17 protein-coding genes are annotated in these 20,782 nt (G+C 71.5%); 9 read left to right on the top strand and 8 right to left on the bottom strand.

From position 1 onward, the window contains the following. Positions 1-3: 3 nt before the first annotated feature. Positions 4-213 (bottom strand): hypothetical protein, encoded by a 210-nt coding sequence (locus tag K8556_RS31975; RefSeq protein ID WP_223743897.1) that lies wholly within the window; start codon positions 211-213, stop codon positions 4-6. A gap of 144 nt (positions 214-357) precedes the next feature. After that, complete coding sequence (locus K8556_RS31970; protein WP_223743896.1) at positions 358-1,746, bottom strand: TolC family protein; 1,389 nt, start codon at positions 1,744-1,746, stop codon at positions 358-360. Positions 1,747-1,948: 202 nt separating this feature from the next. Here K8556_RS31970 and K8556_RS31965 point away from each other — a divergent pair, with 202 nt between their 5' ends. Continuing rightward, positions 1,949-2,434: a MarR family winged helix-turn-helix transcriptional regulator gene (locus K8556_RS31965; protein ID WP_223743895.1), complete on the top strand. Its 486-nt coding sequence runs from the start codon at positions 1,949-1,951 to the stop codon at positions 2,432-2,434. 10 nt (positions 2,435-2,444) lie between these two features. On the opposite strand, the gene K8556_RS31960 is transcribed toward K8556_RS31965, so the two are convergent. From K8556_RS31960 to K8556_RS31935, 6 genes are all read right to left on the bottom strand, one after another. Further along, positions 2,445-3,245: an energy transducer TonB gene (locus tag K8556_RS31960; RefSeq protein WP_223743894.1), complete on the bottom strand. Its 801-nt coding sequence runs from the start codon at positions 3,243-3,245 to the stop codon at positions 2,445-2,447. Positions 3,246-3,262: 17 nt separating this feature from the next. Next, a complete protein-coding gene (locus K8556_RS31955) occupies positions 3,263-3,700 on the bottom strand; it encodes a biopolymer transporter ExbD (RefSeq protein WP_120589507.1) in 438 nt (145 codons plus the stop codon). Positions 3,701-3,703: 3 nt separating this feature from the next. Further along, positions 3,704-4,396, bottom strand: a complete 693-nt coding sequence (locus K8556_RS31950) for a MotA/TolQ/ExbB proton channel family protein (protein ID WP_223743893.1) — start codon at positions 4,394-4,396, stop codon at positions 3,704-3,706. 219 nt (positions 4,397-4,615) lie between these two features. Then, positions 4,616-5,611 carry an aldo/keto reductase family protein gene (locus K8556_RS31945; RefSeq protein ID WP_223743892.1) on the bottom strand — a complete coding sequence of 332 codons (996 nt, stop codon included), beginning with the start codon at positions 5,609-5,611 and terminating at the stop codon, positions 4,616-4,618. 42 nt (positions 5,612-5,653) lie between these two features. Then, positions 5,654-6,265 (bottom strand): DUF3226 domain-containing protein, encoded by a 612-nt coding sequence (locus K8556_RS31940; protein ID WP_306799749.1) that lies wholly within the window; start codon positions 6,263-6,265, stop codon positions 5,654-5,656. Between the two features lie 32 nt (positions 6,266-6,297). Further along, positions 6,298-7,392, bottom strand: coding sequence for an ATP/GTP-binding protein (locus K8556_RS31935; protein WP_223743890.1), 1,095 nt, complete (start codon positions 7,390-7,392; stop codon positions 6,298-6,300). A gap of 175 nt (positions 7,393-7,567) precedes the next feature. On the opposite strand from K8556_RS31935, the gene K8556_RS31930 reads away from it, so the two are divergent. The 8 genes from K8556_RS31930 (at position 7,568) to K8556_RS31895 (ending at position 19,968) form a co-directional block, all read left to right on the top strand. Then, the gene (locus K8556_RS31930) at positions 7,568-9,106 is read left to right on the top strand and encodes a hypothetical protein (protein ID WP_223743889.1); all 1,539 of its coding nucleotides are present in this window, start codon (positions 7,568-7,570) and stop codon (positions 9,104-9,106) included. Positions 9,107-9,125: 19 nt separating this feature from the next. After that, the gene (locus K8556_RS31925) at positions 9,126-10,124 is read left to right on the top strand and encodes an AAA family ATPase (RefSeq protein ID WP_171423440.1); all 999 of its coding nucleotides are present in this window, start codon (positions 9,126-9,128) and stop codon (positions 10,122-10,124) included. Then, positions 10,117-11,889, top strand: coding sequence for a hypothetical protein (locus tag K8556_RS31920; protein ID WP_223743888.1), 1,773 nt, complete (start codon positions 10,117-10,119; stop codon positions 11,887-11,889). Before K8556_RS31925 ends, K8556_RS31920 begins: the two co-directional genes overlap by 8 nt. Further along, positions 11,886-12,872 (top strand): ABC transporter ATP-binding protein, encoded by a 987-nt coding sequence (locus K8556_RS31915; RefSeq protein ID WP_223743887.1) that lies wholly within the window; start codon positions 11,886-11,888, stop codon positions 12,870-12,872. The genes K8556_RS31920 and K8556_RS31915 overlap by 4 nt, the downstream gene beginning before the upstream one ends. After that, the gene (locus K8556_RS31910) at positions 12,869-14,392 is read left to right on the top strand and encodes an ABC transporter permease (protein WP_223743886.1); all 1,524 of its coding nucleotides are present in this window, start codon (positions 12,869-12,871) and stop codon (positions 14,390-14,392) included. The genes K8556_RS31915 and K8556_RS31910 overlap by 4 nt, the downstream gene beginning before the upstream one ends. Beyond that, positions 14,389-15,249 (top strand): DUF58 domain-containing protein, encoded by an 861-nt coding sequence (locus K8556_RS31905; protein ID WP_223743885.1) that lies wholly within the window; start codon positions 14,389-14,391, stop codon positions 15,247-15,249. The genes K8556_RS31910 and K8556_RS31905 overlap by 4 nt, the downstream gene beginning before the upstream one ends. A 247-nt stretch (positions 15,250-15,496) precedes the next feature. After that, on the top strand, positions 15,497-17,230 hold the full coding sequence (locus K8556_RS31900; protein ID WP_223743884.1) for a BatA and WFA domain-containing protein: 1,734 nt from the start codon (positions 15,497-15,499) through the stop codon (positions 17,228-17,230). Continuing rightward, positions 17,227-19,968, top strand: coding sequence for a VWA domain-containing protein (locus K8556_RS31895; protein WP_223743883.1), 2,742 nt, complete (start codon positions 17,227-17,229; stop codon positions 19,966-19,968). The genes K8556_RS31900 and K8556_RS31895 overlap by 4 nt, the downstream gene beginning before the upstream one ends. Positions 19,969-20,782 lie beyond the last annotated feature (814 nt).

Here is a 20,782-nt window from a genome sequence, read left to right as displayed (position 1 = left end):
CCCTCAGTGCATGGGCGCGGGCTCCTCGTAGACGGGCACTGTCTCTCCCGCGCGGGCCTCGTAGGCGTTGCAGCCGCTGTCGCCGGAGACCACGAGCGCGAACTGCTTGAGCTCCGGCTGGTTGCAGCTCTGCGTCGCGTCGTCGCTCGGCTCGTCGCTGTTGCCCGCGAAGAAACGGCAGTTCTTGCAGTTGCCCCAGGATGCATCCGCCATGGTTCCCTCCTCGTGGAAACGGGTCCTACAGAGGAGGGTGGGGCCGGTGACGAACCCCCACAACGAAGCACCTGCTTCCCGCCCGGGAGGGCAGGGGACCCGGCGCCCTCAAGCAGGCGCCGGGAATTCCACCTCACGCCATGCCTACTGCTGGGGCGCGGGCTGCTGCGGGGCCGCCGGCTGCTCCTGGGCGGGCTGCGGCTGCCGGGGGGCGCCCGCGCCGGGCTGCTCGCCCAGGGCGGCCGCGTCCTTCCTCACCGAACCGGACTCGAAGGAGCCCAGCGAGTTGAGCAGGCGCAGCGCGGCGAGCGACGCCTGGAGGCGCTCGGACACGAAGCCCACCTCCGCGTTGGTGAGCGCGGTGTTGGCGTCCGCGACCTCCAGGTAGGTGGCGACGCCCGCCTTGAAGCTGACGTCCGTCAGGCGGTTGGACTCGCGCGCCAGCTCCAGGGCCTCCTCGGCCTTGGCGCGGTTGGCCAGCGCGTTCTCCAGGTCCAGCTTGGAGCGCCGCACCTCCTCCTTCACGCGGGCCTGCGCCAGCGCCTGGGTGACGGTGGCCTCGCGCACGCGCGACGACGCCTCGGAGAGGTTCGCCTCGCGCAGGCCGCCGTCGAACAGCGTCCAGCTCGCGCCGAAGGTGATGGCCCAGGTCTCGTTCTGGCCGGTGAAGCCCGCCGCGTTCGCGATGCGGTAGGCGCCCGTGACGCCCAGCGTGGGCAGGTAGCTCAGGATGACGCCCGTCTTGTTGATGCGGCTGAGCTTCAGGCCCACTTCCGCGGCCTGCACGTCCGAGCGGTCCTGGATGGCCTGGTTCACCAGCTCGTCCGGCGACGCCTGCGCGGGCACCGTCGGCTCCGGCGGCGGGGCCAGGTCGAAGTCCGGCTCGCGCTGGATGAGCGTGCCCAGCGCCAGCTTCAGGCCCGCGAGCGCGTTCTTCGCGCGCACCAGGTCCTGCTCCGCGCGCGAGCGGTCCAACTGGGCGCGCAGCAGCGCCACGCGCGTCACCGTGCCCGCGTCGAACCGGGCCTGGGTGTCCTTCTCCCGCGCCTGGTTCAGCTCCAGCAGCCGCTCCTGCGCGCGCAGCGCCTCCTGCTGCGCCGCGGCGCCGTAGTACGCCTGCGCCACGCCGAAGAGCACCTGCCGGCGCGCCGTCTGCGTGTTGAGCTCCGCCAGCCGCACGGACTTGTAGGAGGCCGCGATGCCCGCCCACAACTGCGGCGCGATGATGGCCTGCCGGATCTCCGCCTGCGCGCCCTGCTGGATGAGCGGCTGGATGGTGATGTCCACCGGGGCGATGGGGCCCGCGGGGATGATGGCCGCCACGTTGTTGCGCGTGATGGACGCGCCCACGCTGATGTTCGGCAGGTAGCCCGACCAGGCCTTGCGCGTCGCGAGCGATGCCTGCTCGAAGCGCTCCTGGGCGATCTTCAAATCGAGGTTCTGCTGGCGGGCGGACTCCAGCGCCTCATCCAGCGTCAGTACGGGCGCCGCTGCCAGGGTGGCCGACAGGGACAGCGCCAGAAAGGGACTCATACCGCTCGACCTCCTCACCGACCCGCGGAAGCGCGAGGCGGATCCGTCCTGGGGACGACTGCGTTGCGTCCTCTACCCGACCTTGGCGCGGCGTTGAAGTAATCCGCACTGTCGGATGTTGGAATATGCGGAATGTAGTAGCGGTCAATGGTTGATGATGTCAATTGTTTATGTGCGTCTGATGACTTAACGTAACTTCACTATGAACGGCTTCAGCGACGGTTCCAGCGAGCAGGTGACGCGCCGGCCGGCGTCCACCGACGTGTCGGAGGGCGGGAGTGGGCTGCCCGAGGAGGCGTGGACGCTCCTCTTCGAGCTGATGCACACGCACATGCGCAACTTCCCCGCGCTGGCGGCGGAGTTCGAGCTGTCTCCGGTGCAGGCGCACGTGCTGAGGCAGTTGGGCGAGGGCGCGCTCGCGATGAGCACGCTCGCGCACTACCTGTCGTGTGACGCGTCCAACGTGACGGGGCTGGTGGACCGGCTGGAGGCGCGCGGGCTGGTGGAGCGCAAGAGCAGCGAGCAGGACCGCCGCGTGAAGATGCTGGTGCTGACGGAGGCGGGCGCGGAGCTGCGCGGCCGGCTGATGGCGCGGCTGGTCTCGCCGCCGCCGCTCATCGCCGCGATGCCGGACGAGGACCTGGCGGCGCTGCGCGACATCATGCGCCGCGCGCTCAAGACGCAGTAGCGCGCGGCCTTCAGTCCAGCAGGAAGGTGTACGAGTACTTCATCTCCGTGGCCACCGGCTCGCCGCCCTTGATGGCGGGCTTGAAGCGGAAGCGGCGGATGGCGTCGCGCGCGGCCTCGTTGAGGCCGTAGCCGGGCCCGGAGATGACCTTCACGTTGCTCACCTTGCCCTCCGCGTCGATGCTGATGGACAGCGTGACGGTGCCCTCGATGCCGGCGCGGCGCGCCTCGTCCGGGTAGGGAATCTTCACCTCGGACGCGACCGACGGCTCCGTGTCCACCTGGTACACGGGCACGTACTTCGGCGCGGAGTAGCCCTTCACGTCCTGGGGCGCCTTCGCGGGGCCGTTGGCCTTGCCGTAGGCGGTGTTGCCCACGGGCGCGGCGAAGGAGCCCGCGCTGGTGGTGGACGACAGGGTCATGCCCACCACCAGGGGCGGCGGCTTCGCGGACGGCTCCGGCGGCGGCGTGTCGTTGGGCGGCGGCGGGGCCTCCGTGGGGGGCGGGGGCTTGGGCGCCTCCGCGACCTTGATGGGCGGCGGCTTCACCTTCACCTTCGGGGGCGGCGGAGGCGGCGGCTTGGGCTCCTCCGGCTTCTCCTCCGGAGGCGGCGGGGGCGGCGGCTTCTGCACCTCCACCATGACCAGCTCCACCGGCTTCTGGATGGCCGCGAGCTTGCGGCCCTCCAGGGTGGAGAGCAGGCCGAAGCCCACCCCGTGCAGCGCGAGCGACACGAGGACGAACACGAGCAGGAACCGCGTGGAGCGGTCGCGCTGGGGCAGGGGAGAAGGGTCGAGGACCGCCTGGCTCATCGTCGCTCAGCCTCGTGTCAGGGCGTGGCGGGCGCGGCCCGGGCGGGGGCGGCGTCCTTCTCGATGTTGAGGGCGAACTTCGCGATGCCCTGGCCCTTCACCACGTCGATGAGGCGCATCACGCGGCCGTAGGCGAGCGTCTGGTCCGCGCTGATGATGGCGCGCGTGTCCTTGTCCTTGGCCACGGCCTCCGTCACGCGGCGGGACAGGTCCGCCTCCGTCACCTCCGCGCCGTCGAAGTAGAGCTTGCCCTCCTTGTCGAGGACGACGTTCACCAGGCCCTGCACCGTCTCACCGCCGTTGGCGGCGCGGGGCAGGTCCACCTCCACCGTCTCGCGGACGATGAAGTTGGCCGTCACCATGAAGATGATGAGCAGCACCAGCACCACGTCCACCAGCGGGGTGACGTTGATGCCGGAGATTTCCTCGTCGCTGTCGTTCGCGCCGCCGGCCATGGGCTAGTTGCCCCCCGCGGCGCCCGGCTTGCGCGCCTTCATGGCGCCCACGAGCGCGTGGCCCAGGGCGGTGGTGCGGCTGGTGAGCGTCTTCAACTGGCGGTTGAAGATGTTGAAGGCGACCACGGCGGGGATGGCGACGGCGAGGCCCACGGCGGTGGCGACGAGCGCCTCCGAGATGCCGGCCATCACCGTCTGCTGCATGGCGCCGCCCTTGGCGTTCATGGCGCCCAGGTCGTTGAAGGCCTTGATGATGCCGAGCACCGTGCCGAACAGGCCGATGAACGGGGCGTTGTTGCCCAGGGTGCCCAGGATGGACAGGCCGCGCTCGTACTGGGGGCGCTCGCGGGCGACGGTGGACGCGATGACCTGCTCCACGGTGTCGGGGCCCTGGGGCGCGGAGGCCAGGGCCTCGCGGATGACGGCGGCCTCCATGCCCTTCTGGTTCTTCACCTCGCCGGCCACGGCGTCGAACTCGCCGCGCGCCAGGCGCACCGCCAGGGCCTCCGAGTTGGGCAGCCGGTGGCGCGAGAAGTAGACGGCGCGCTCCAGCATCACCGCGATGGAGAGGATGGACAGCGACACGAGCAGCCAGAGCACCCACTCAGCGCTGCCCAGCGTCACCCCGAGCAGCTTGCTGCTCAACCATCCGAGTTCGGGTTGGGCCGCCTGGGCCAGGAGGAGGAAGGACGTCATGTGGAAAATGCCCGGTTCAAGAGTGGGACCGCTCTAACGCGCGGCGCAGTCTCTTGTTCCCCCCGACTTAAAAGTCAAATGGAACGGGGGGGAGTTCACCCCGCTGTCGCGTGCCGTGGGACGGGCGCGGCGAAACCAGGGCGCGGATGTCATATGGCGGGCACGGGGCGGGGCGGGCGTGGGAGCGCCTGTCCTGCGGGGTGGGCGGCCGTACGACTTTCAGGGCCTGCGGCTGGGGCTGGTGGTCTGCGCGGGGTCGCGCTCCACGACGGGGCCGAGGATGGAGTCGATGCGGCGCATCAGCTCCGCGTCCAGCTTCACGCCGGTGGCCTTCACGTTGTCGAGCACCTGCTCCGGCTTCGTGGCGCCGATGATGGCGGAGGAGACGCTCTTGTTCTGGAGCACCCAGGCGATGGAGAGCTGCGCCATGGACAGGCCGGCCTCCCGGGCCAGCGGCTTGAGCTGCTGGACGCGGGTGAGCACGTCGTCCGTCATGAAGTTGGTCATGAACGACGCGCCCTGCTGGGTGGCGGCGCGGGTGTCCGCGGGCGGGGGCTTGCCGGGGAGGTACTTGCCTGAGAGCACGCCCTTGGCCATGGGGGACCAGACGATCTGGCCCAGGCCCTCGGCGTCGGAGGTGGGGATGACCTTGGACTCGATGACCCGCCAGAGCATGGAGTACTGGGGCTGGTTGGAGATGAAGGGCACGCGCAGCTCGCGGGCGAGCTTCGCTCCGGCGGAGATCTGCTCGGCGGTCCACTCGGAGACGCCGATGTAGAGCGCCTTGCCCTGGCGGACGATGTCCGCGAACGCGAGCATGGTCTCTTCAAGGGGCGTCTCCGCGTCGAAGCGGTGGGCCTGGTAGAGGTCCACGTAGTCCGTCTGGAGGCGGCGCAGGGAGCCGTGGATGGACTCGATGATGTGCTTGCGCGACAGGCCGCGGTCGTTCTGGCCGGGGCCGGTGGGCCAGTAGACCTTGGTGAACAGCTCGTAGCCTTCGCGGCGCTGGCCCTTGAGGGCGCGGCCGAGCACGGCCTCCGCCTTGGTGCCGGCGTAGACGTCGGCGGTGTCGAAGGTGGTGATGCCCGTGTCGAGCGCCGCCTTCACGCACGCGACCGCGGCGTCCTCCTCCACCTGGGAGCCGTGGGTGAGCCAGTTGCCAAAGGAGATTTCACTGACCTTCAGACCGCTGCGACCAAGGAATCGGAAGTTCATGGGGGCGGCACAGTAACCGCCGCATTTGGAGGTCGCACGGGTTCAGGAGAAGCAGCGGTGGAACCAGGCCACGAAACGTTGAGCTTCGGGCGAGTCGTGGCTCAGGACCTTGCTGGCGAGGGCGACGCCGAATGGGAGGCCCGGGTCCAACTGCCATGCGAGCCATGCATGGAGGGCGCCCTTCACGTGGTCCTGGGGACGCAGTGGAGCGCCTTGATTCAGCGCATCCGTGGTGGTTGTTCGTGCGTGGGGCCAGAGGGTGTCATCGGCAGGGACGAGCTTCTCGATGAACTCCTCGATCCGGCCGGGCAGGGCATTGTCTGGCATGACCCAGATGCCCAGTCGGGAGTTGGGACGAAGGCCGGAGAGGAGGGTTCCTCCGGGCTCGGGGGCATCAGGGACCGTGATGCTGAGTTGTTCGAGGCAGGTCTTGAGCTGGTGCCAGCGGTTGTACGGAGGCAAATCCGCGTCGAAGACCAGTGCGAGCCGGTCATGTGTCTTGAGCGCGGTGGACAGGAGTGTTTTTTCGAGCAGCTTCTCCACGCCACCCACGTCCTCAACATAGGGACGCTTGAGCGTTGCATCGTCCCAGTCGTAGCCGTGCCGCTTCAATAGATGGACGAGGGTGTGCTTGTCGTCTGGCCCCTCGACCATCAAGCGGTAAGGGCTCTTGGGAGACGGCGGGCTCACCGGATCTCCATTTCGTGTCGTGCGGCGGCGAGGAGTTCGTCCGCCGAGTACGGCACGTTGTGCTCGGCGTTCCGTTCAATGCGGTGAACGGAGATAATGTCTCGGAGTCCCTGCTGCTCTTCGTAGAGCGCAGCGAGAGCTCGAACACAGTCCAGGCTGTGGGTCGTCGCGAGGAGCTGCACGTTCAGTCGCTTTGCAGCTTCCGTCACGAGCCGCCACATCCTCACCATCACGGAGTGATGGAGGCCCGTGTCGATTTCGTCCACGAGCAGATAGCCGCCCGCTGCGTTAACGAGGTTCAAGCCCAACACCAACAGCCGGTTGATTCCCTCACCCATGCTGGCAAGGGGAATGCGCTGGTCGGAGTCCTTCAGCTTGATAAAGATGGTCGCTGCCGAAAAACCAGAACTTCCAGCGAGTGCGGCGATCCGTTCGATGCCAGGTTCGATGATCTGGAGAACCTGGGTGACCAATGCTTCTTCTGGAGTCAGGACAACATCGTCCCAGAGCTCTCGAATGGTCATCAGCGGCGGGGCGGATGTCTGGATGAAATGCACTCGTGGGGGAGGAGCGGCTGGGTTCACTGCCAGCCTTCGAGCGGTTTGGAACGCGTTGGGCAGCAACCCCTGCTCTGAGAGAGGTTGACTTACCGCGACAAACCGATCGCTCTCCACCGTGAGTCCAAGGGGAGCCTCAAGTTGCAGCCCGGATGCAACCTGTTCCGCGACGGTGAGCGCGGCATTGGGTGAATACGGCTCAATGCGTCCTTCAAAGAAACATGGTTCGGGTGTGGATGCCTCGATTCGAAACGTAGGGCGAAGCTTGAGGTCGTGGCCGAAGAAGAGGTGGGCAACCTCTAGACGCGAAACCACTCCAGTCCCGTCCTCAATGCGGACGTTGACCTCCCCTCGCCTCGAAGGCGCACGCGCGATTACGGAAGGCGAGCTGCCCGCCAGCGCCAGTTCAGCGGCCTCGAGCACCGACGTCTTACCCGTGTTGTTGGCTCCCACTAGCAGGCTGACACGGGTCAGTCCCTCAACCGTGAGGTTCCGGAGGGAGCGGAAGTTCTGGATCCGCAGGGACGTCAGCATGGGGAGGCTCCGGCAGAGGCAGGCTCCGTCCCTCTAGCACAGCGGAACCGGCCACGGTTTCTCATGACGCGAGAGGCTGCCCGCTCCGTCCTCCCGACCGTCCACGGCGGGATTCGACCGTTCCCGGGCGTCGCTTGTGAACGGTGGGCCGGGTGTCCGACACTGGCTTCCACGCATGGCCGCCAGTGACGAACGCCGCTTCCAGTCTCTCGTGCTCGCGCCCATCCGGCGCGTGCAGCGGCGGCTCAACGTGGTCGCCTGGACGGGCGCGGGCATCGCCCCCCTCTGGGCCCTGGCCACCGCTTGCGTGGTGTCGCGGTTGCTCTTGCGCCACCTGGCTGTGTGGGCCGTGCCTCCGCTCGTCGTCGCGGGGCTGGCGTGGTGGTTCGTTCGTGCCCGGTCGCGCGGCGTGTCGCTGGAGTACGCGGCGGTGCTCGCGGACCGCTCGGCTAACGCGGGCGGCCTGCTGCTCACGCGGCTGGAGCGGCCCGTCGGCGAGTGGGAGCTGAGCCTCAACCAGTTCGCCCAGCAGGTGAAGCCTCCGGAGGTTCCCTGGCGCCGGCCCGTGGGCGCGCTGCTGGGCGCGCTCGTGTTCCTCGCCGTGGGGTTGCTCGTGCCGCTGCCGGCGCCGCGCGCGTCGAACATCAACGCCGCCGCCGCGACCCAGGTCGCCGCCGTGCAGGCCCAGGCCGAGGCCCTGGCCCGCGAGGAGCCCCTGGGGCCCGACGTCGAGGAGGAGCTGCGCCGGCTGTCCGAGGAGGTGGCGCAGGGGCGCTTCGACTCCGCGGATTGGGAGGCCGCGGATGCCCTGGAGCAGCGGCTCGCCGAGCGCGCCTCCGAGGCCGCCGCCGAGCTCAACCGCGCCTCCGAGGCCGCCGCTGAATTGGAGGACGCGCTCGCCGCCGCTGGCGGTGCGGAGGCCGCCACCCGGGAGCGCGAGTCGCTGGAGCAGGCGCTGATGGCGCTGGAGGCTCGCGCCAACGGGAACGCCGAGGACTCCGCCTCCGGTGAGCAGGACGCTCCCACGTCCGAGCGGAACGGCCAGGGGCAGGGCGCCGGTGAGCAGGAGGGCGACACGCAGGGGCAGGGCGGCGACACGCAGGGCTCGGGTGCTTCGTCCCGCGAGGCCCAGGCCCGCGCTTCCGCCCGCGCGCAGGCCTCCGGTTCGCCGGATCAGCTCGCCGACCTGCGCCGCACGCTGGAGCGCCGGCAGCAGTCCCTGGCCCAGCGCTTCGGTGAGGAAAACGCAGCGCGAGGGACCCGCGGCGCCCAGGCCCGGCGTCCCACCCGGCGGCAGCAGTCCGGACAGGGACAGAGGGGGCAGGGCCAGAGGGGGCAAGGCCAGGGCGAAGGGGAAGAGGGCGACGGCGAGGGCCAGCAGGGCAGCCAGCACGCGAGCCGGAACACACGGCAGGGCACGGGCGATGGCGCGGGCGTGGGCCGGGGCGGGGAGAGCCAGCCGCTCGTCTTCGGCGGCGAGGCGGAGATGGATCCGAACCGGCTCGCGTTCCAGCCGCTGCCGGAAGGCAACGGCGGCGAGGCGGAGGAGCTGTGGGGCCTTCGCGCAGCGGATCCGCGGGCCCGGACGGGGCAGGCGGGGCCGTCCAGCGCGAAGGGCACGGGCGCGACGGGCGATGCGACGGCGGGACCGACCTCCGGTCCGCTGCTGCCTCGCAACCGCGACCTGGTGAAGCGGTACTTCGGTGGTCCGTAGTCCAGAAGGGGGAAACGACGTGGCAGCGGAGCTTCTGAGTCCCGCCGAAGCGCAGGGCGCGGCGGATGTGGCGTCCCGGCTCAAGGCCGGGCTCAACCAGGTGATGCTCGACCAGGAGACGGTCGTCGAGCAGGTCGTGACGGCGGTGCTTGCCCGGGGCCACGTGCTCCTGGAGGGCCTGCCCGGCCTGGGCAAGACGGAGCTGTGCAAGGCCCTGGCGCGGCTCTTGTCGCTGCCCTTCCGCCGCATCCAGTTCACCCCCGACCTGCTGCCCGGCGACATCACCGGCACCTACGTGCTGGAGGGCGAAGCGCGCCGAGACTTCGTCTTTCGCGAGGGTCCCCTCTTCGCGAGCCTCGTCCTCGCGGACGAGATCAACCGCTCCAGCCCCAAGACGCAGTCCGCGCTGCTGGAGGCCATGCAGGAGCGGTCCGTGACGGTGCTGGGCCAGACGCGGCCCCTGCCCGACCCCTTCTTCGTGCTCGCCACGCAGAACCCCATCGAGCTCGAAGGCACGTACCCGCTGCCCGAGGCGCAGTTGGACCGCTTCCTCTTCCGCATCCTCGTGCCGCCCGTGGGCGCCAGGACGCTGCGCACCCTGCTCACCACGCGCGTGCGCGGCGCGCCTCCCGCGCAGGAGCCGGTGCTGGACGCCGAAGGCCTGTCGCGCCTGTTCGCCGCCGTGGACCGCGTGCACCTGCCCGGCCCGGTGGCGGACTTCATCGGCCGGCTGGTGGAGGCGTCCGACCCGCGTCAGCCCTCCGCGCCGGAGCCCGTGCGCCGCTTCGTGCGCTTCGGCGCGAGCCCTCGCGCGGCGCTGGCCCTGGCCGCCGCGGGCCGCGCGCGCGCGCTGCTCGAGGGCCGGCCCAACGTGGGCTTCGACGACGTGGTGGCCGCCGCGCCCGCCGCCCTCAACCACCGCCTGGTGCTGGCCTACGAGGCGTCGCTGGAGAAGGTGTCCGCGCCGGACGTGGTGCGCGAACTGCTCAAGGCCACCCCGGAGGTGCCCCGTGGCTAGGCGCGCGCCCCTGGCCTTCGCCGTGCTCCTGGGGGCCCTGCTCTGGACGGGGCTGCCGGGCGCTCCCGGCGGGACGGCGGCGTTCGCCACCAGCCCGGCGGTGGAGGCGCGGGAGGCGGAGCCTGAGGGCAGCGGCTACCGCGAGGTGGTGGAGACGACGGAGAGCCTCGCCACCCAGGGCGACCTCAAGGCCTCCATGCGCGTCGTCACGCTCGTGCCGGACCGGGGCTACACGCCCATCCAGGTGACGGTGCACAACACCGGCGGCCAGCCGCGCCCGGTGCGCCTGTCCATCCACTCGCAGGGGCGCGTCATGGAGCGCTCGCTGGAGCTGGGCCCTCGCGAGCGCACCGTCACGTGGCTGATGGTGCCCGCGGACCTGCAGTCCGGGACCCTCCACCTGGACTCGCCCGGGATGGACACCGTGTCCCGGGGCTTCTATCTGGACGGCTACCGGGGCGCCCGCGTGATGGTGCTGGGCGACGTGAAGGCCTTCGAGGCCGCGACCGGCCTGAGCCGCGCGTCCGAGAACACGGAGCCGCTCGTCGCCACGCGCTTCGTGGAGCCGCACACCGCGCCGCGCGAGCTGGCGGCCTACGCGGGCTATGACGCGGTGCTGGTGGCGGTGCCGGCGGACCAGGTGCCCGACGACGTCTGGGCGGTGCTGGAGACGTTCGCGGTGACGGGCGGCAGGCTGGTGCTCGACCAGCCCCCCGCGAATCCGCGCCTGCGCTTCCCGCTGCTCCAGGATGAGAAGGCGGAGCTGTCACCCTATGGCTTCGGCTTCGTGCGCCAGTTCCGCGACTGCCGGAAGCAGGCCCCTGGCTGCGGCTTCATCCTCGGGGAGGACGCGAAGCAGTCCCCGGCCGTGGTGGTGCCCGCGGGCCCGCCGCCCCGGTGGCAGCGCTACAGCATGCTCGACGATGGGCGCCTGCCGCTGCTGTCGAGCGCCCGCGCGCCCGTGGGCCGCTTCCTGCTGCTCATCTTCCTCTTCGTGATGGCGGTGGGGCCCGGCGGGTGGGTGCTGGCGCGGCGCAAGGGACCGCTCGCGGTGCTCATCGCCGTGCCCGCGCTGGCGCTCCTCACGAGCCTGGGGCTGGTGGCGTGGTCCGTGCTGGTGGACGGCTTCCGCGTGCACGCCGCGCGCTACAGCCTCACGCTGCTGGACCGCGAGCGGTCCCGCGCGGTGACGGTGGGCCTCAACGCCTGGTACGCGAACCTCGCGGAGGACAGCGTGCGCATGCCCGCCTCCAGCGTGCTGCTGACCTCGGAGTCCTCGTCGGGTCCGGAGGAGCCGCCGCGCCTGCTGGACTGGACGAACGGGCTGGTGGTGAAGAACAGCTTCCTGCCCTCGCGCAGCTACCGCGAGTGGGGCGAGGTCGCGGTGGTGCCCTCGCGCGCGCGGCTGACGGTGCGCAAGGCCGACGGCGGCGTGCGGGTGCAGAACGCGCTGGGGGCCCCGCTCCAGGGCGGCACGTTGAAGCTGGACGGCCGGCTCTGGACGCTGCCGGAGCTGGCGGACGGCGCGGAGGGGCTGGCCACGCCGCGGGAGACGGAGGTCGGTGACGAGGACCTGTTGGGCCTGGCGCACGAGCCGCTCATGCGCTTGCAGGGCGGGGTGACGCCCCTGGTGCGGGAGCTGGGCGACGGGACGTTCGTGGCGCGGCTGGGCGGGCGCGGCTTCACGCCCACGGCGGCGCTGGACGTGGAGCTGGAGGCCGCGCTGCACGTGGTGCGCGGTCAGGTCGAGGAGGCACGACGATGAGCCTGCTGGAGGTGAAGGGGCTGCGGCGCGACTACGGGGCGCTGCGCGCGGTGGACGACGTGTCGTTCTCACTGGAGGCCGGCGGCATCCTGGGCTTCATCGGGCCCAACGGCGCGGGCAAGAGCACCACGCTGCGCATCCTGGCCACGCTGGACGTGCCCACCGCGGGCACGGTGCTGCTGGACGGCACGTCGCTGGTGGACGCGCCGGACCGGGCCCGGCCGCTCCTGGGCTACATGCCGGACCGCTACGGCACCTACGACGACGTCACCGTGAGGGAGTTCCTGGACTTCTTCGCGCGCGCGTACGGGCTGAAGGGCGCGCTGCGAAAGCAGCGGGTGGAGTCGGTGATGGAGTTCACCGGGCTGGGGCCGCTGGCGCACAAGCTCACCACGGAGCTGTCCAAGGGCATGCGCCAGCGCGTGGCCCTGGGGCGCACGCTGCTCCACGACCCGAGGCTGCTGCTGCTGGACGAGCCGGCGGACGGGCTGGACCCGCGCGCGCGCATCGAGCTGCGGGAGCTGCTGCGCGCGCTGGCGGACCAAGGCAAGGCGGTCATCATCTCCAGCCACATCCTCACGGAGCTGGCGGAGATCTGCGATAGCTGCGTCATCATCGAGCAGGGGCGCCTGCTGGCCCAGGGCAAGGTGGAGGACCTCTTGCGCCAGAGCGCGGGCTCGTCCCGCGTGATGGAGCTGACGGTGCGACTGGCCACGCAGGGCGACGAGGCCGAGGCGCTCTGGTCGCGCACGGAGCGCACGCTGCTGGAGCAGCCGCGCGTGAAGGACGTGGCTCGCGAGGCCAGCGCGCTGCGCGTGCGGCTGGAGCTGGAGGCGGACGCGGGGCCGGCGCAGGCGGAGGCGGCCGCGGCGGCGCTGCTCGCGGCGCTGGTGTCGCAGGGGCTGCCGGTGTGCGCGTTCAGCCCGCGCGAGCGCAACCTGGAGGACGCGTTCATGACGGTGACGAAGGGGAGGGTGGCGTGAGCACGCAAGCGAGTCCCGCGTCGGGCGCGGCCGAGTCCGCCCCCGCTCCGGGAGTCCCCGCCGTGGCGTCCGACCGGTGGGAGAAGTGGGGCGACCGGCTCAACCCGCTGGTGGTGAAGGAGGTGCGGCAGGGGCTGCGCACGCGCGTCTTCTGGGTGAGCTTCGGGTTGCTGCTCGCGGCGTGCCTGGCGCTGTCGCTCATCGCGTTCGCGAACACGCACGACAGCAACTACACGCGCGAGGGGCGGACGTACTTCTTCTCCTTCTTCGTGTGCCTGGCGCTGGTGCACTTCGGCCTCATCCCCTTCAACGCGTACCGCTCCCTGGCGCGCGAGCGCGAGGACGAGACGTGGTCGCTGCTCCTGCTCACGGGGCTGGGGCCCCGGCGCATCCTGCGCGGCAAGGTGACGTCCTTCCTGGTGCAGGCGGTGCTGTACGCGTCGGCGGTGGGGCCGTTCCTGTTGTTCAGCTACTTCCTCAACGGCATCGACCTGCCCACCATCCTGATGGTGCTGGTGTTGGGCGGCGCGTGGATGGTGTTCCTCACGCTCGTGTCGGTGTGCGCGGCGACGCTGGCGGACAGCCGGATGGGGCGGGCCGCGGTGCGGCTCGCGCTGGTGGGCGTGCTGGTGGTGACGTTCTTCCAGGCGCTGACGTTCACCTTCGTGGTGACGAACGAGCGCGGCAGCGGGTTCTCGTTCGACCGGAGCTTCTTCCTGGGGCTGGGCGCGGCGTTCTGGGCGCTCGTGTCGAACGGGTGGCTGGTGTTCGAGACGGCGGTGGCGCGGCTGTCGCTGGTGACGGAGGACTACACGCGCCATCCCCGGCGGGCGCTGGTGGCGCAGGTGGTGCTGACGTTCGTGGGGATGACGGCGATGTGGTGGCTCATGGACCGGGATGACGACATCCCCGGCGTGATGGGCATCCTCGGTGGGCTGCACCTCATCTTCGCCACCCTCTTCATGGCGACGGACGTGGACGGGCAGTCGCGGCCGCTGCGCGCGGGCACCCGGGCGTGGACGCTGTTCAGGCCCGGGGCGCTGCGTGGCTTCCGGCTGTCGGTGCTGCTGCTCGTGGGGTGGGCGGTGGGGTGCGGAGGGCTGCTGTGGCTGTCGGATGGGTCGGCGAGCAGCCTGCGGATGGGGATGGCGCAGGCGGCGCTGGCGCTCTACGGGGTGCTGTACCTGTCGGTGGCGCTGCTGTTGGGGAGGATGCCGCGCTCGGGGCGGTTCGCGTCGCCGGTGTCGGTGCGGTTGCTCTACATCCTGGTGGGAGTCCTGGGGGCGGGCGTGCCGCCGCTGCTGGCGGTGTTCCTGAACCTGGAGGGGCGTGATGAGTTGCTCAACCTGCTCAACCCGGTGCTGGGGACGCTGAACTTCGGCAAGTTCGACTACAGCGACCCGAGCGGCCTCAAGCTGCCGCCGGAGCTGCTCCTGTGCGTGGCGCTGGTGGCGTTCCTGGCGGCGTTCGCCGCGGACCGGGTGCTCGCTGAACGCGAGCGGCGGGCCCACCAGCAGTGAGCGCGAGGTTGGATGAGGCGGAGGTGGCGCGCCTGGCGCCGGGGTTGAGCCTGGCGCTGCCGCGCCTGCCGCAGCGGGGACGGGTGGGCGAGGTGCGCGCCACGTCCGCGGGCAGCGCGATGGAGCTGCACGACTTCCGCGCGTACCAGCCGGGGGACGACCTGCGCCAACTGGACTGGAACGCGGTGGCGCGCACGGGAGAGCTGGTGCTGCGCGTGCGGCAGGACGAGGTGTCGCCGCGCGTGGAGGTGGTGCTGGACGGTTCGCGCAGCATGGGGCTGTCGCCGCGCAAGGCGGCGGGGGCGCGGGAGGTGGCGCTGCTGACGGTGGAGGTGGGCGGGCGGCAGGGGCTGACGCCGACGCTGCTGTGGGGAGGGGCGCGGTCGGAGCGGGTGCAGGGGCCGGCGTGCCGCGCGGCGCTGCGAGGGGCGGAGTTCGAGGCGCGGGATGACCTGGCGTCGGCGCTGGGGAGGCTGCCGCCGTTGCGGCCGTGTGGCGTGCGGGTGGTGGTGAGTGACTTCCTCTTCGAGGCGGACCTGGAGGCGCTGTGCGCCCGGCTGTCGCGAGGAGCGTCGGCGCTGTTCCTGGTGCAGGTTCTGGACGCGGAGGACCTGGAGCCCACGGGCGGTGAGGGAGCGCGGCTGGTGGACGCGGAGAGTGGCGTGGCGCTGGAGGAGCTGCTGACGGACGGAGTGCTGGCCGCCTACGCCCGCCGCTTCGCGGAGCACCAGCGAGCGCTGCGAAGCGCGGCGGTGCGGGCGCGGGGAACGCTGCTCACCGTGAACGCGGCGGAAGGGCTGCGCGCGCAGGTGGCGGGGCCGCTGCGCGCGTTGTTCATCGCGGGAGGCGGGGCGTGAGCGTCGGTGCGAGTGGCATGGAGCGCGATGGCGGGTGCATTCGCGTGCAGGGGGCGGGCGTGGGTGTGCATGGAGGAGGGCCGCATGGAGCGCCGGATGGTTCGCGCCAGCGTGCACCATGGCGGGTGCACCCTCGTGCGAAGTGTCGTGGGAGGCGGGGTGTGAGCAGCGTGGAGTGCCGGGCGTTTCGCGCCAACGTGCACCATGGCGGGTGCAGTCGCGTGCGAAGTGTCGCGGGGGGCGGGGCGTGAGCTTCGGGCTTCCCTGGGGGCTGCTGGCGTTGGGCGCGTTGGTGCCGCTGGTCGCGGCGTACTTCCTGCGCCGCCGGCAGAAGCCGGTGGTGGTGAGCGCGCTGTTCTTGTGGCGCACGCCGCGTCCTCGCGCGGAGGGCGGACCCCGGTGGGAGCGCTTCACGCGCGAGGCGTCACTGCTGCTGGAGGCGCTCGCCGTGCTGGCCGCCGCGCTGTACCTGGCGGACGTGCGGCTGGGAGAGGACGCTCGCCGTCGTCACCTGGTGCTCGTCGTGGATGGCAGCCTGTCCATGTCCGCGCGGACTCCGGAGGGCAAGACGGTGCTGGAGTACGTGCGCACCGAAGCCGCGAAGCGCGTGGAGTCGGAACGCGCGACCCATGTCACGGTGCTCGCGAGCGGCGTGGCACCCCAGGTCCTCGCTGGACCGGAGGCCGAGGCGTCGCGCGCCCTGGGCGCTCTGGAGTCCTTCGATGCGCGCGGCCCGGATCATGACGTCACGGCTTCGCTCCTGTGGGCGCAGGAGCTGGCCGGCCCGGGCAAGCGCGTGCACTTCTTCACCGACGCGCCGCCCTCCGAGGACGCGACCGTGCCTCCCTCCGTGCGCTGGACGGCGCTGGGCCGCTCCCAGGGCAACGTGGCGCTGGTCTCCGCGCAGCGGCGCGATGAAGGCGGCCGGGCCACGGTGACGCTGCGGGTCGCTCGCTTCGGAGCGGGGCCTTCGGAGATTGAAGCCCGCGTGCGCGCGGCCCCCGGACCGGGCGCACGCGAAGGCACCGAACGCACGGAGCGCATCGCGCTTCCGGAAGAAGGTGCCGCGACCGTGCGCCTCACGTTCCGCGAAGCCGGCGACGTGGAGGTGTCCCTGCCGGACGACGCGCTGCCCGAGGACGGACACGTGCGCCTGCCCCCGTCCCCCGTGATGCCGGTGGCCGTGGGGCTGACGGAGGGCCTGTCGCCCGCGTCGAAGCAGGCGCTGGAGCGCTTCCTGGCGGTGTCGCCCGATGTGGCGCATGGCCCTCCTGCTCCCGGCGCGCCGGTGCTGTCCGTCGGCCCCGCGCGCGCGGAGGCCCGCGTGACGCTGGGCGCGGAAGGGCCGCTGCGGACCTTCGTGGGGCCGTTCTTCACGGAGAAGGGCAGCACGCTGATGGACGACGTGCAGCTCTCGGGCGTGCGGTGGACGGCGGGCGCGAACCCTCCGGGGCGCCCGTTGATGACTGCGGGCGAAGCCGTGCTCGTGTCGGAAGAGGAGGGCGGACGGCTGCACCTCAACGTGGACCTGGCGCGCTCCAACCTCCAGCGGACCACGGCCTGGCCCGTGCTCCTGGGCAACGTGGTGCGTGAAGCGCGGCGGCTTCGCGAGGGGTTCCCCCGGCGTCAGCTCAACCTGGGCGAAGCGCTCTCCGTGGTGACGGAGGCCGGTGCGCGCTACGCGCTGAAGGGGCCTTCGGGCCGCAAGCCCGTGTTCGGCGCGGGCGCGCTGAGCCTGCCCGCGCCCACCCGTCCCGGCCGCTACGTGCTGGAGCGCGACGGCCGTGAAGTGGACTCGCTGGAGGTGCTGGCGCTGGATGCTCGCGAGTCGGACCTGCGGGGCCGGGGCAGCGTGGACGTGGCCGCGAAGGAAGCGGGTGAGGACTCGGAAGGGAACAGCGGCCATGAGCGCGCCCGCTGGCCCCTGGCGGTGTTGCTGGCCGCGCTGCTGGCGGACTTCTACGTCACGAGGAAGGCATGACCTTCACCCTTCCCCAGGCGTGGCTGCTGCTGTTGCCGCTGGGCCTCTTCTTGTGGCGCTACGGCCGGAGGCCTGGCCCGCCCATGGTGCTGCGGTGGGCGCTGCTGGTGCTCGGCGTGGGCGCGCTGTCCGGGCCGGAGCTGCGGCTGGCGAACGCGGGCAGCGACGTGGCGGTGGTGGTGGACCGCTCGCGCTCCATGCCGCTGGACGTGGACCGGGTGGCGCAGGAGCTCGTCTCGCTGGTGGAGTCCCAGCGCCGGCCGGGCGACCGCGTGGGCGTCATCACCTTCGGCCGTGAGGCGCGGGTGGAGTCCCCGCTGTCGGAGGTGGGCCGGTTCGGAGGTTTCACGCGGCCGGTGGACGCGGAGGCGTCGGACCTGTCGGCCGCGCTGGACGCGGCGGGCGCGCTCATTCCGCCCGAGCGCACGGGCCGGGTGCTGGTGGTCTCCGACGGCCGGGCCACGGGAGCGGATGCCCGGGGCGCGACGCGGCGGCTGGCGGCGCGAGGCATCGCGGTGGACTACCGGCAGGTGTCCCGGCCGGAGCCCGCGCTGGACGTGGCCGTGGTGTCGCTGGACGTGCCCGCCACCGTCTCCGTGCGCGAGCCCTTCCAGTTCTCCGCCGTGGTGCAGGCCACCTCCGCCGTCACCGGCACCGTGCGGCTGGAGCGCGACGGGAAGGTGCTGGTGAAGGGGCCGTATGACTTCAAGCCCGGGCCCAACCTGCTGCCCCTGCGCGACCTCCTGGAGGAGCCGGGGCTCGTGCGCTACCGGCTCACGGTGGAGGTGCCCGGAGACGGCGTCCCGGAGAACGACGTGGGCGTGGGCGTGCTGCGCGTGGAGGGGCCGCCGCGCGTGTTGCTGCTCACCGCGCAGCCGTCGGGCACGCTGGCGAAGGCGCTGGCGGCGACGGGCATGGCGCTGGAGGTGAAGGCGCCGTTCCACCTGTCGCTGGAGGCGCTCGACGGGGTGGGCGTGGTGGTGCTGGAGAACGTGGACGCCAACGCGCTGGGCGAGACGGGGTTGAACGCGCTGGCGGACTACGTGGACCAGGCGGGCGGCGGGCTGGTGATGACGGGAGGGCGGTCGAGCTTCGGCGAGGGCGGCTACCGGCGCTCGCCGGTGGAGCCGCTGTTGCCCGTGTCGCTGGAGATGCGCGAGGAGCAGCGGCGCGCGTCGGTGGCGATGAGCGTGCTCATGGATTCGAGCTGCTCCATGGGCATGCAGGTGCCGGACGGGCGCACGAAGATGGAGCTGGCCGCCGAGGGCGTCACGGCGGCGCTCACGCTGCTCAACGCGAACGACGAGGCCTCCGTGCACATGGTGGACACGGAGCCGCATGAAATCTTCCCCTTGAGTCCGGTGAGCAGGGGCCTGCCGTTCGACCAGGTGGCGCGGGGCTTTAGCGGAGGCGGAGGCATCTACGTGGGCACGGCCCTGCGCGCGGGCAGCAAGGAGATCCTCCGCAGCGAAAAGCCCACGCGGCACGTGGTGTTGTTCTCCGACGCGGCGGACTCCGAGGAGCCGGGCGACTACCAGGAGACATTGGCGGCGCTGCGAGCGGCCAACGTGACGGTGTCGGTCATCGGCCTGGGAAAGTCCACGGATCCGGACGCGGAGCTGCTGCGCGAGGTGGCCCGGCGCGGCGCTGGGCGCATCTACTTCGCGGAGGACGCGATGAGTCTGCCGCGCATCTTCAGCCAGGAGACGCTCGCGGTGGCGAGGGCCACGTTCGTGGACGAGCCTGCGTCGCTGGAGGCGGCGCCGGACCTGCCGCTGCTGGGGCCGCTGCCGACGACGGGCCTGCCGCAGGTGGGCGGCTACAACCTCACCTACCTGAAGCCGAGGGCGAACGTGGCGCTGCGCACGTTGGACACGAACGCCGCGCCGGTGCTGGCGCTGTGGCCGCATGGCGCGGGGCGCACGGTGGCGCTCACGGCGGAGGTGGACGGCAGGTACACGGGGGAGTTGCGTGAGTGGAGCGCGCTGCGGGCGACGCTGGAGGCGGTGGTGCGCTGGTCGATGGGGCGGCCGACGCCGAAGGAGGAGGCGGTGGTGCGCTCGGAGCGACAGGGCAACCTGCTGCGCGTGACGTTGGACCTGCCGCCGGGCGAGCCGATGCCGGGCGCGCTGCCCACGGCGGTGCTGCTGTCGGGCGACGGGCGCTCCGGGGTGGAGAAGCCGCTGCACTGGGAGGACGAGGACCGGCTGGTGGTCGAGTATCCGCTGACGGGCAGCGGCACCTGGCACCCGGTGGTGAAGTGGGGGGGGCGCGTGTTGAGGGCGCCACCGGTGGCGCTGCCGTACGCGCCGGAGTTCGAGCCGGGCAGCGCGAAGGAGGGCCTCAAGCTCCTGCGAGCGCTGGCGGCGGTGGGTGGAGGTCAGGAGCGGCTGTCGATGACGGGCCTGTTCGCGGAGGCGCCGGAGTCGGAGGGCCGCGTGGCATTGGCGCCCTGGCTGGTCGCGTTCGCGCTGGCGGCGATGCTGGCGGAGGTCGCGGTGCGCAGGTTCCTCTCCGCGCCGCGAGTGCGAGCAGCGCGGGAGAGGCCCGTGAAGGAAGCCATCGCAAGTGAGCCCATGGCAGCACCCCGCACGGACGTGAAGCCCACCACGACGCCGCCCAGGCCTGTCCAGGATGAACCCGCCGAGCAGAAGCCCGAGCCTCCGAAACCGCCCGCTGGGGTGGACTCCGCACTGGAGGCCGCGCGAGCGCGGGCGCGGCGTCGTACGGGGCGCTGAGCCGGCGTGCTCGTGCGCGCGAGCATGAGCACCGCGCCAGGTCCCTTGAGCGTCACGCTGTCCACAGGGGAGGGAGAACCCCGCTCAGGCTGCCCGGCAGCGGTGCACCCCACGAACCTGTCCGACAGTCGGACAAGTTTGAAGGACCCCGGCACGGGAATTCCTGGCTCACCGGGCCGTGGAAGCCACGCCAGTCATACAGGTTTGAAGGACCTCTGCTGAAGGGCTCCCGGTCCACCCGGGCGGCGGAAAACCTGTCCGACAGTCGGACAAGTTTGGATGGCCTCGGCTCACGGGAGCTTCCGGTCCACAGGCCGCAGAAACCAGTCCGACAGTCGGACCAGTTTACAGGCCCTCGGCTCACGAGAGCTTCCGGTCCACCCGGGCACAGCGGAAACCTGTCGGACAGTCGGACAAGTTGGAGGCCCTCGGCTCACGAGAGCTCCCGGTCCACCCGGGCACAGCGGAAACCTGTCGGACAGTCGGACAAGTTTGGAGGCCCTCGGCTCACGGGCGCTTTCGGTCCACGGGCTGCGGAAGCCACTCCGACCCGTCATAAAGGTTTGAAGGACCTCTGGTGGGCTGCTGGTCCACCCGAGCCGTGGAAACCGGTCCGACAGTCGAACAAGTTGGAGGGCCTCGGTTCACGGGAGCTTCCGGTCCATAGGCCGCGGAAACCGGTCCGACAATCGGAACGGATTGGAGGGGCTCGGCTCATGAGCGCACCTGGGCCGCGGAAACCTGTCCGACAGGAGGTCTGCGCGGAATAGCGAGGCCAGTTGGCCGGCTGCCAAGCGACAAGGGGGACAGGAGC

This window comes from Corallococcus sp. AS-1-12, from assembly GCF_020036995.1.
Taxonomy (GTDB): Bacteria; Myxococcota; Myxococcia; order Myxococcales; family Myxococcaceae; genus Corallococcus.
The sequence above is the reverse complement of the archived record's forward strand: the minus strand, read 5'-3'. Positions and strand labels throughout refer to the sequence as shown.

Coding starts and splice junctions, on each gene's coding strand:
- K8556_RS31960 (WP_223743894.1), bottom strand. CDS start 3,245: ATGAGCCAGGCGGTCCTCGACCCTTCTCCCCTGCCCCAGCGCGACCGC.
- K8556_RS31970 (WP_223743896.1), bottom strand. CDS start 1,746: ATGAGTCCCTTTCTGGCGCTGTCCCTGTCGGCCACCCTGGCAGCGGCG.
- K8556_RS31975 (WP_223743897.1), bottom strand. CDS start 213: ATGGCGGATGCATCCTGGGGCAACTGCAAGAACTGCCGTTTCTTCGCG.
- K8556_RS31940 (WP_306799749.1), bottom strand. CDS start 6,265: ATGGTCGAGGGGCCAGACGACAAGCACACCCTCGTCCATCTATTGAAG.
- K8556_RS31955 (WP_120589507.1), bottom strand. CDS start 3,700: ATGGCCGGCGGCGCGAACGACAGCGACGAGGAAATCTCCGGCATCAAC.
- K8556_RS31930 (WP_223743889.1), top strand. CDS start 7,568: ATGGCCGCCAGTGACGAACGCCGCTTCCAGTCTCTCGTGCTCGCGCCC.
- K8556_RS31915 (WP_223743887.1), top strand. CDS start 11,886: ATGAGCCTGCTGGAGGTGAAGGGGCTGCGGCGCGACTACGGGGCGCTG.
- K8556_RS31895 (WP_223743883.1), top strand. CDS start 17,227: ATGACCTTCACCCTTCCCCAGGCGTGGCTGCTGCTGTTGCCGCTGGGC.
- K8556_RS31935 (WP_223743890.1), bottom strand. CDS start 7,392: ATGCTGACGTCCCTGCGGATCCAGAACTTCCGCTCCCTCCGGAACCTC.
- K8556_RS31965 (WP_223743895.1), top strand. CDS start 1,949: ATGAACGGCTTCAGCGACGGTTCCAGCGAGCAGGTGACGCGCCGGCCG.
- K8556_RS31945 (WP_223743892.1), bottom strand. CDS start 5,611: ATGAACTTCCGATTCCTTGGTCGCAGCGGTCTGAAGGTCAGTGAAATC.
- K8556_RS31950 (WP_223743893.1), bottom strand. CDS start 4,396: ATGACGTCCTTCCTCCTCCTGGCCCAGGCGGCCCAACCCGAACTCGGA.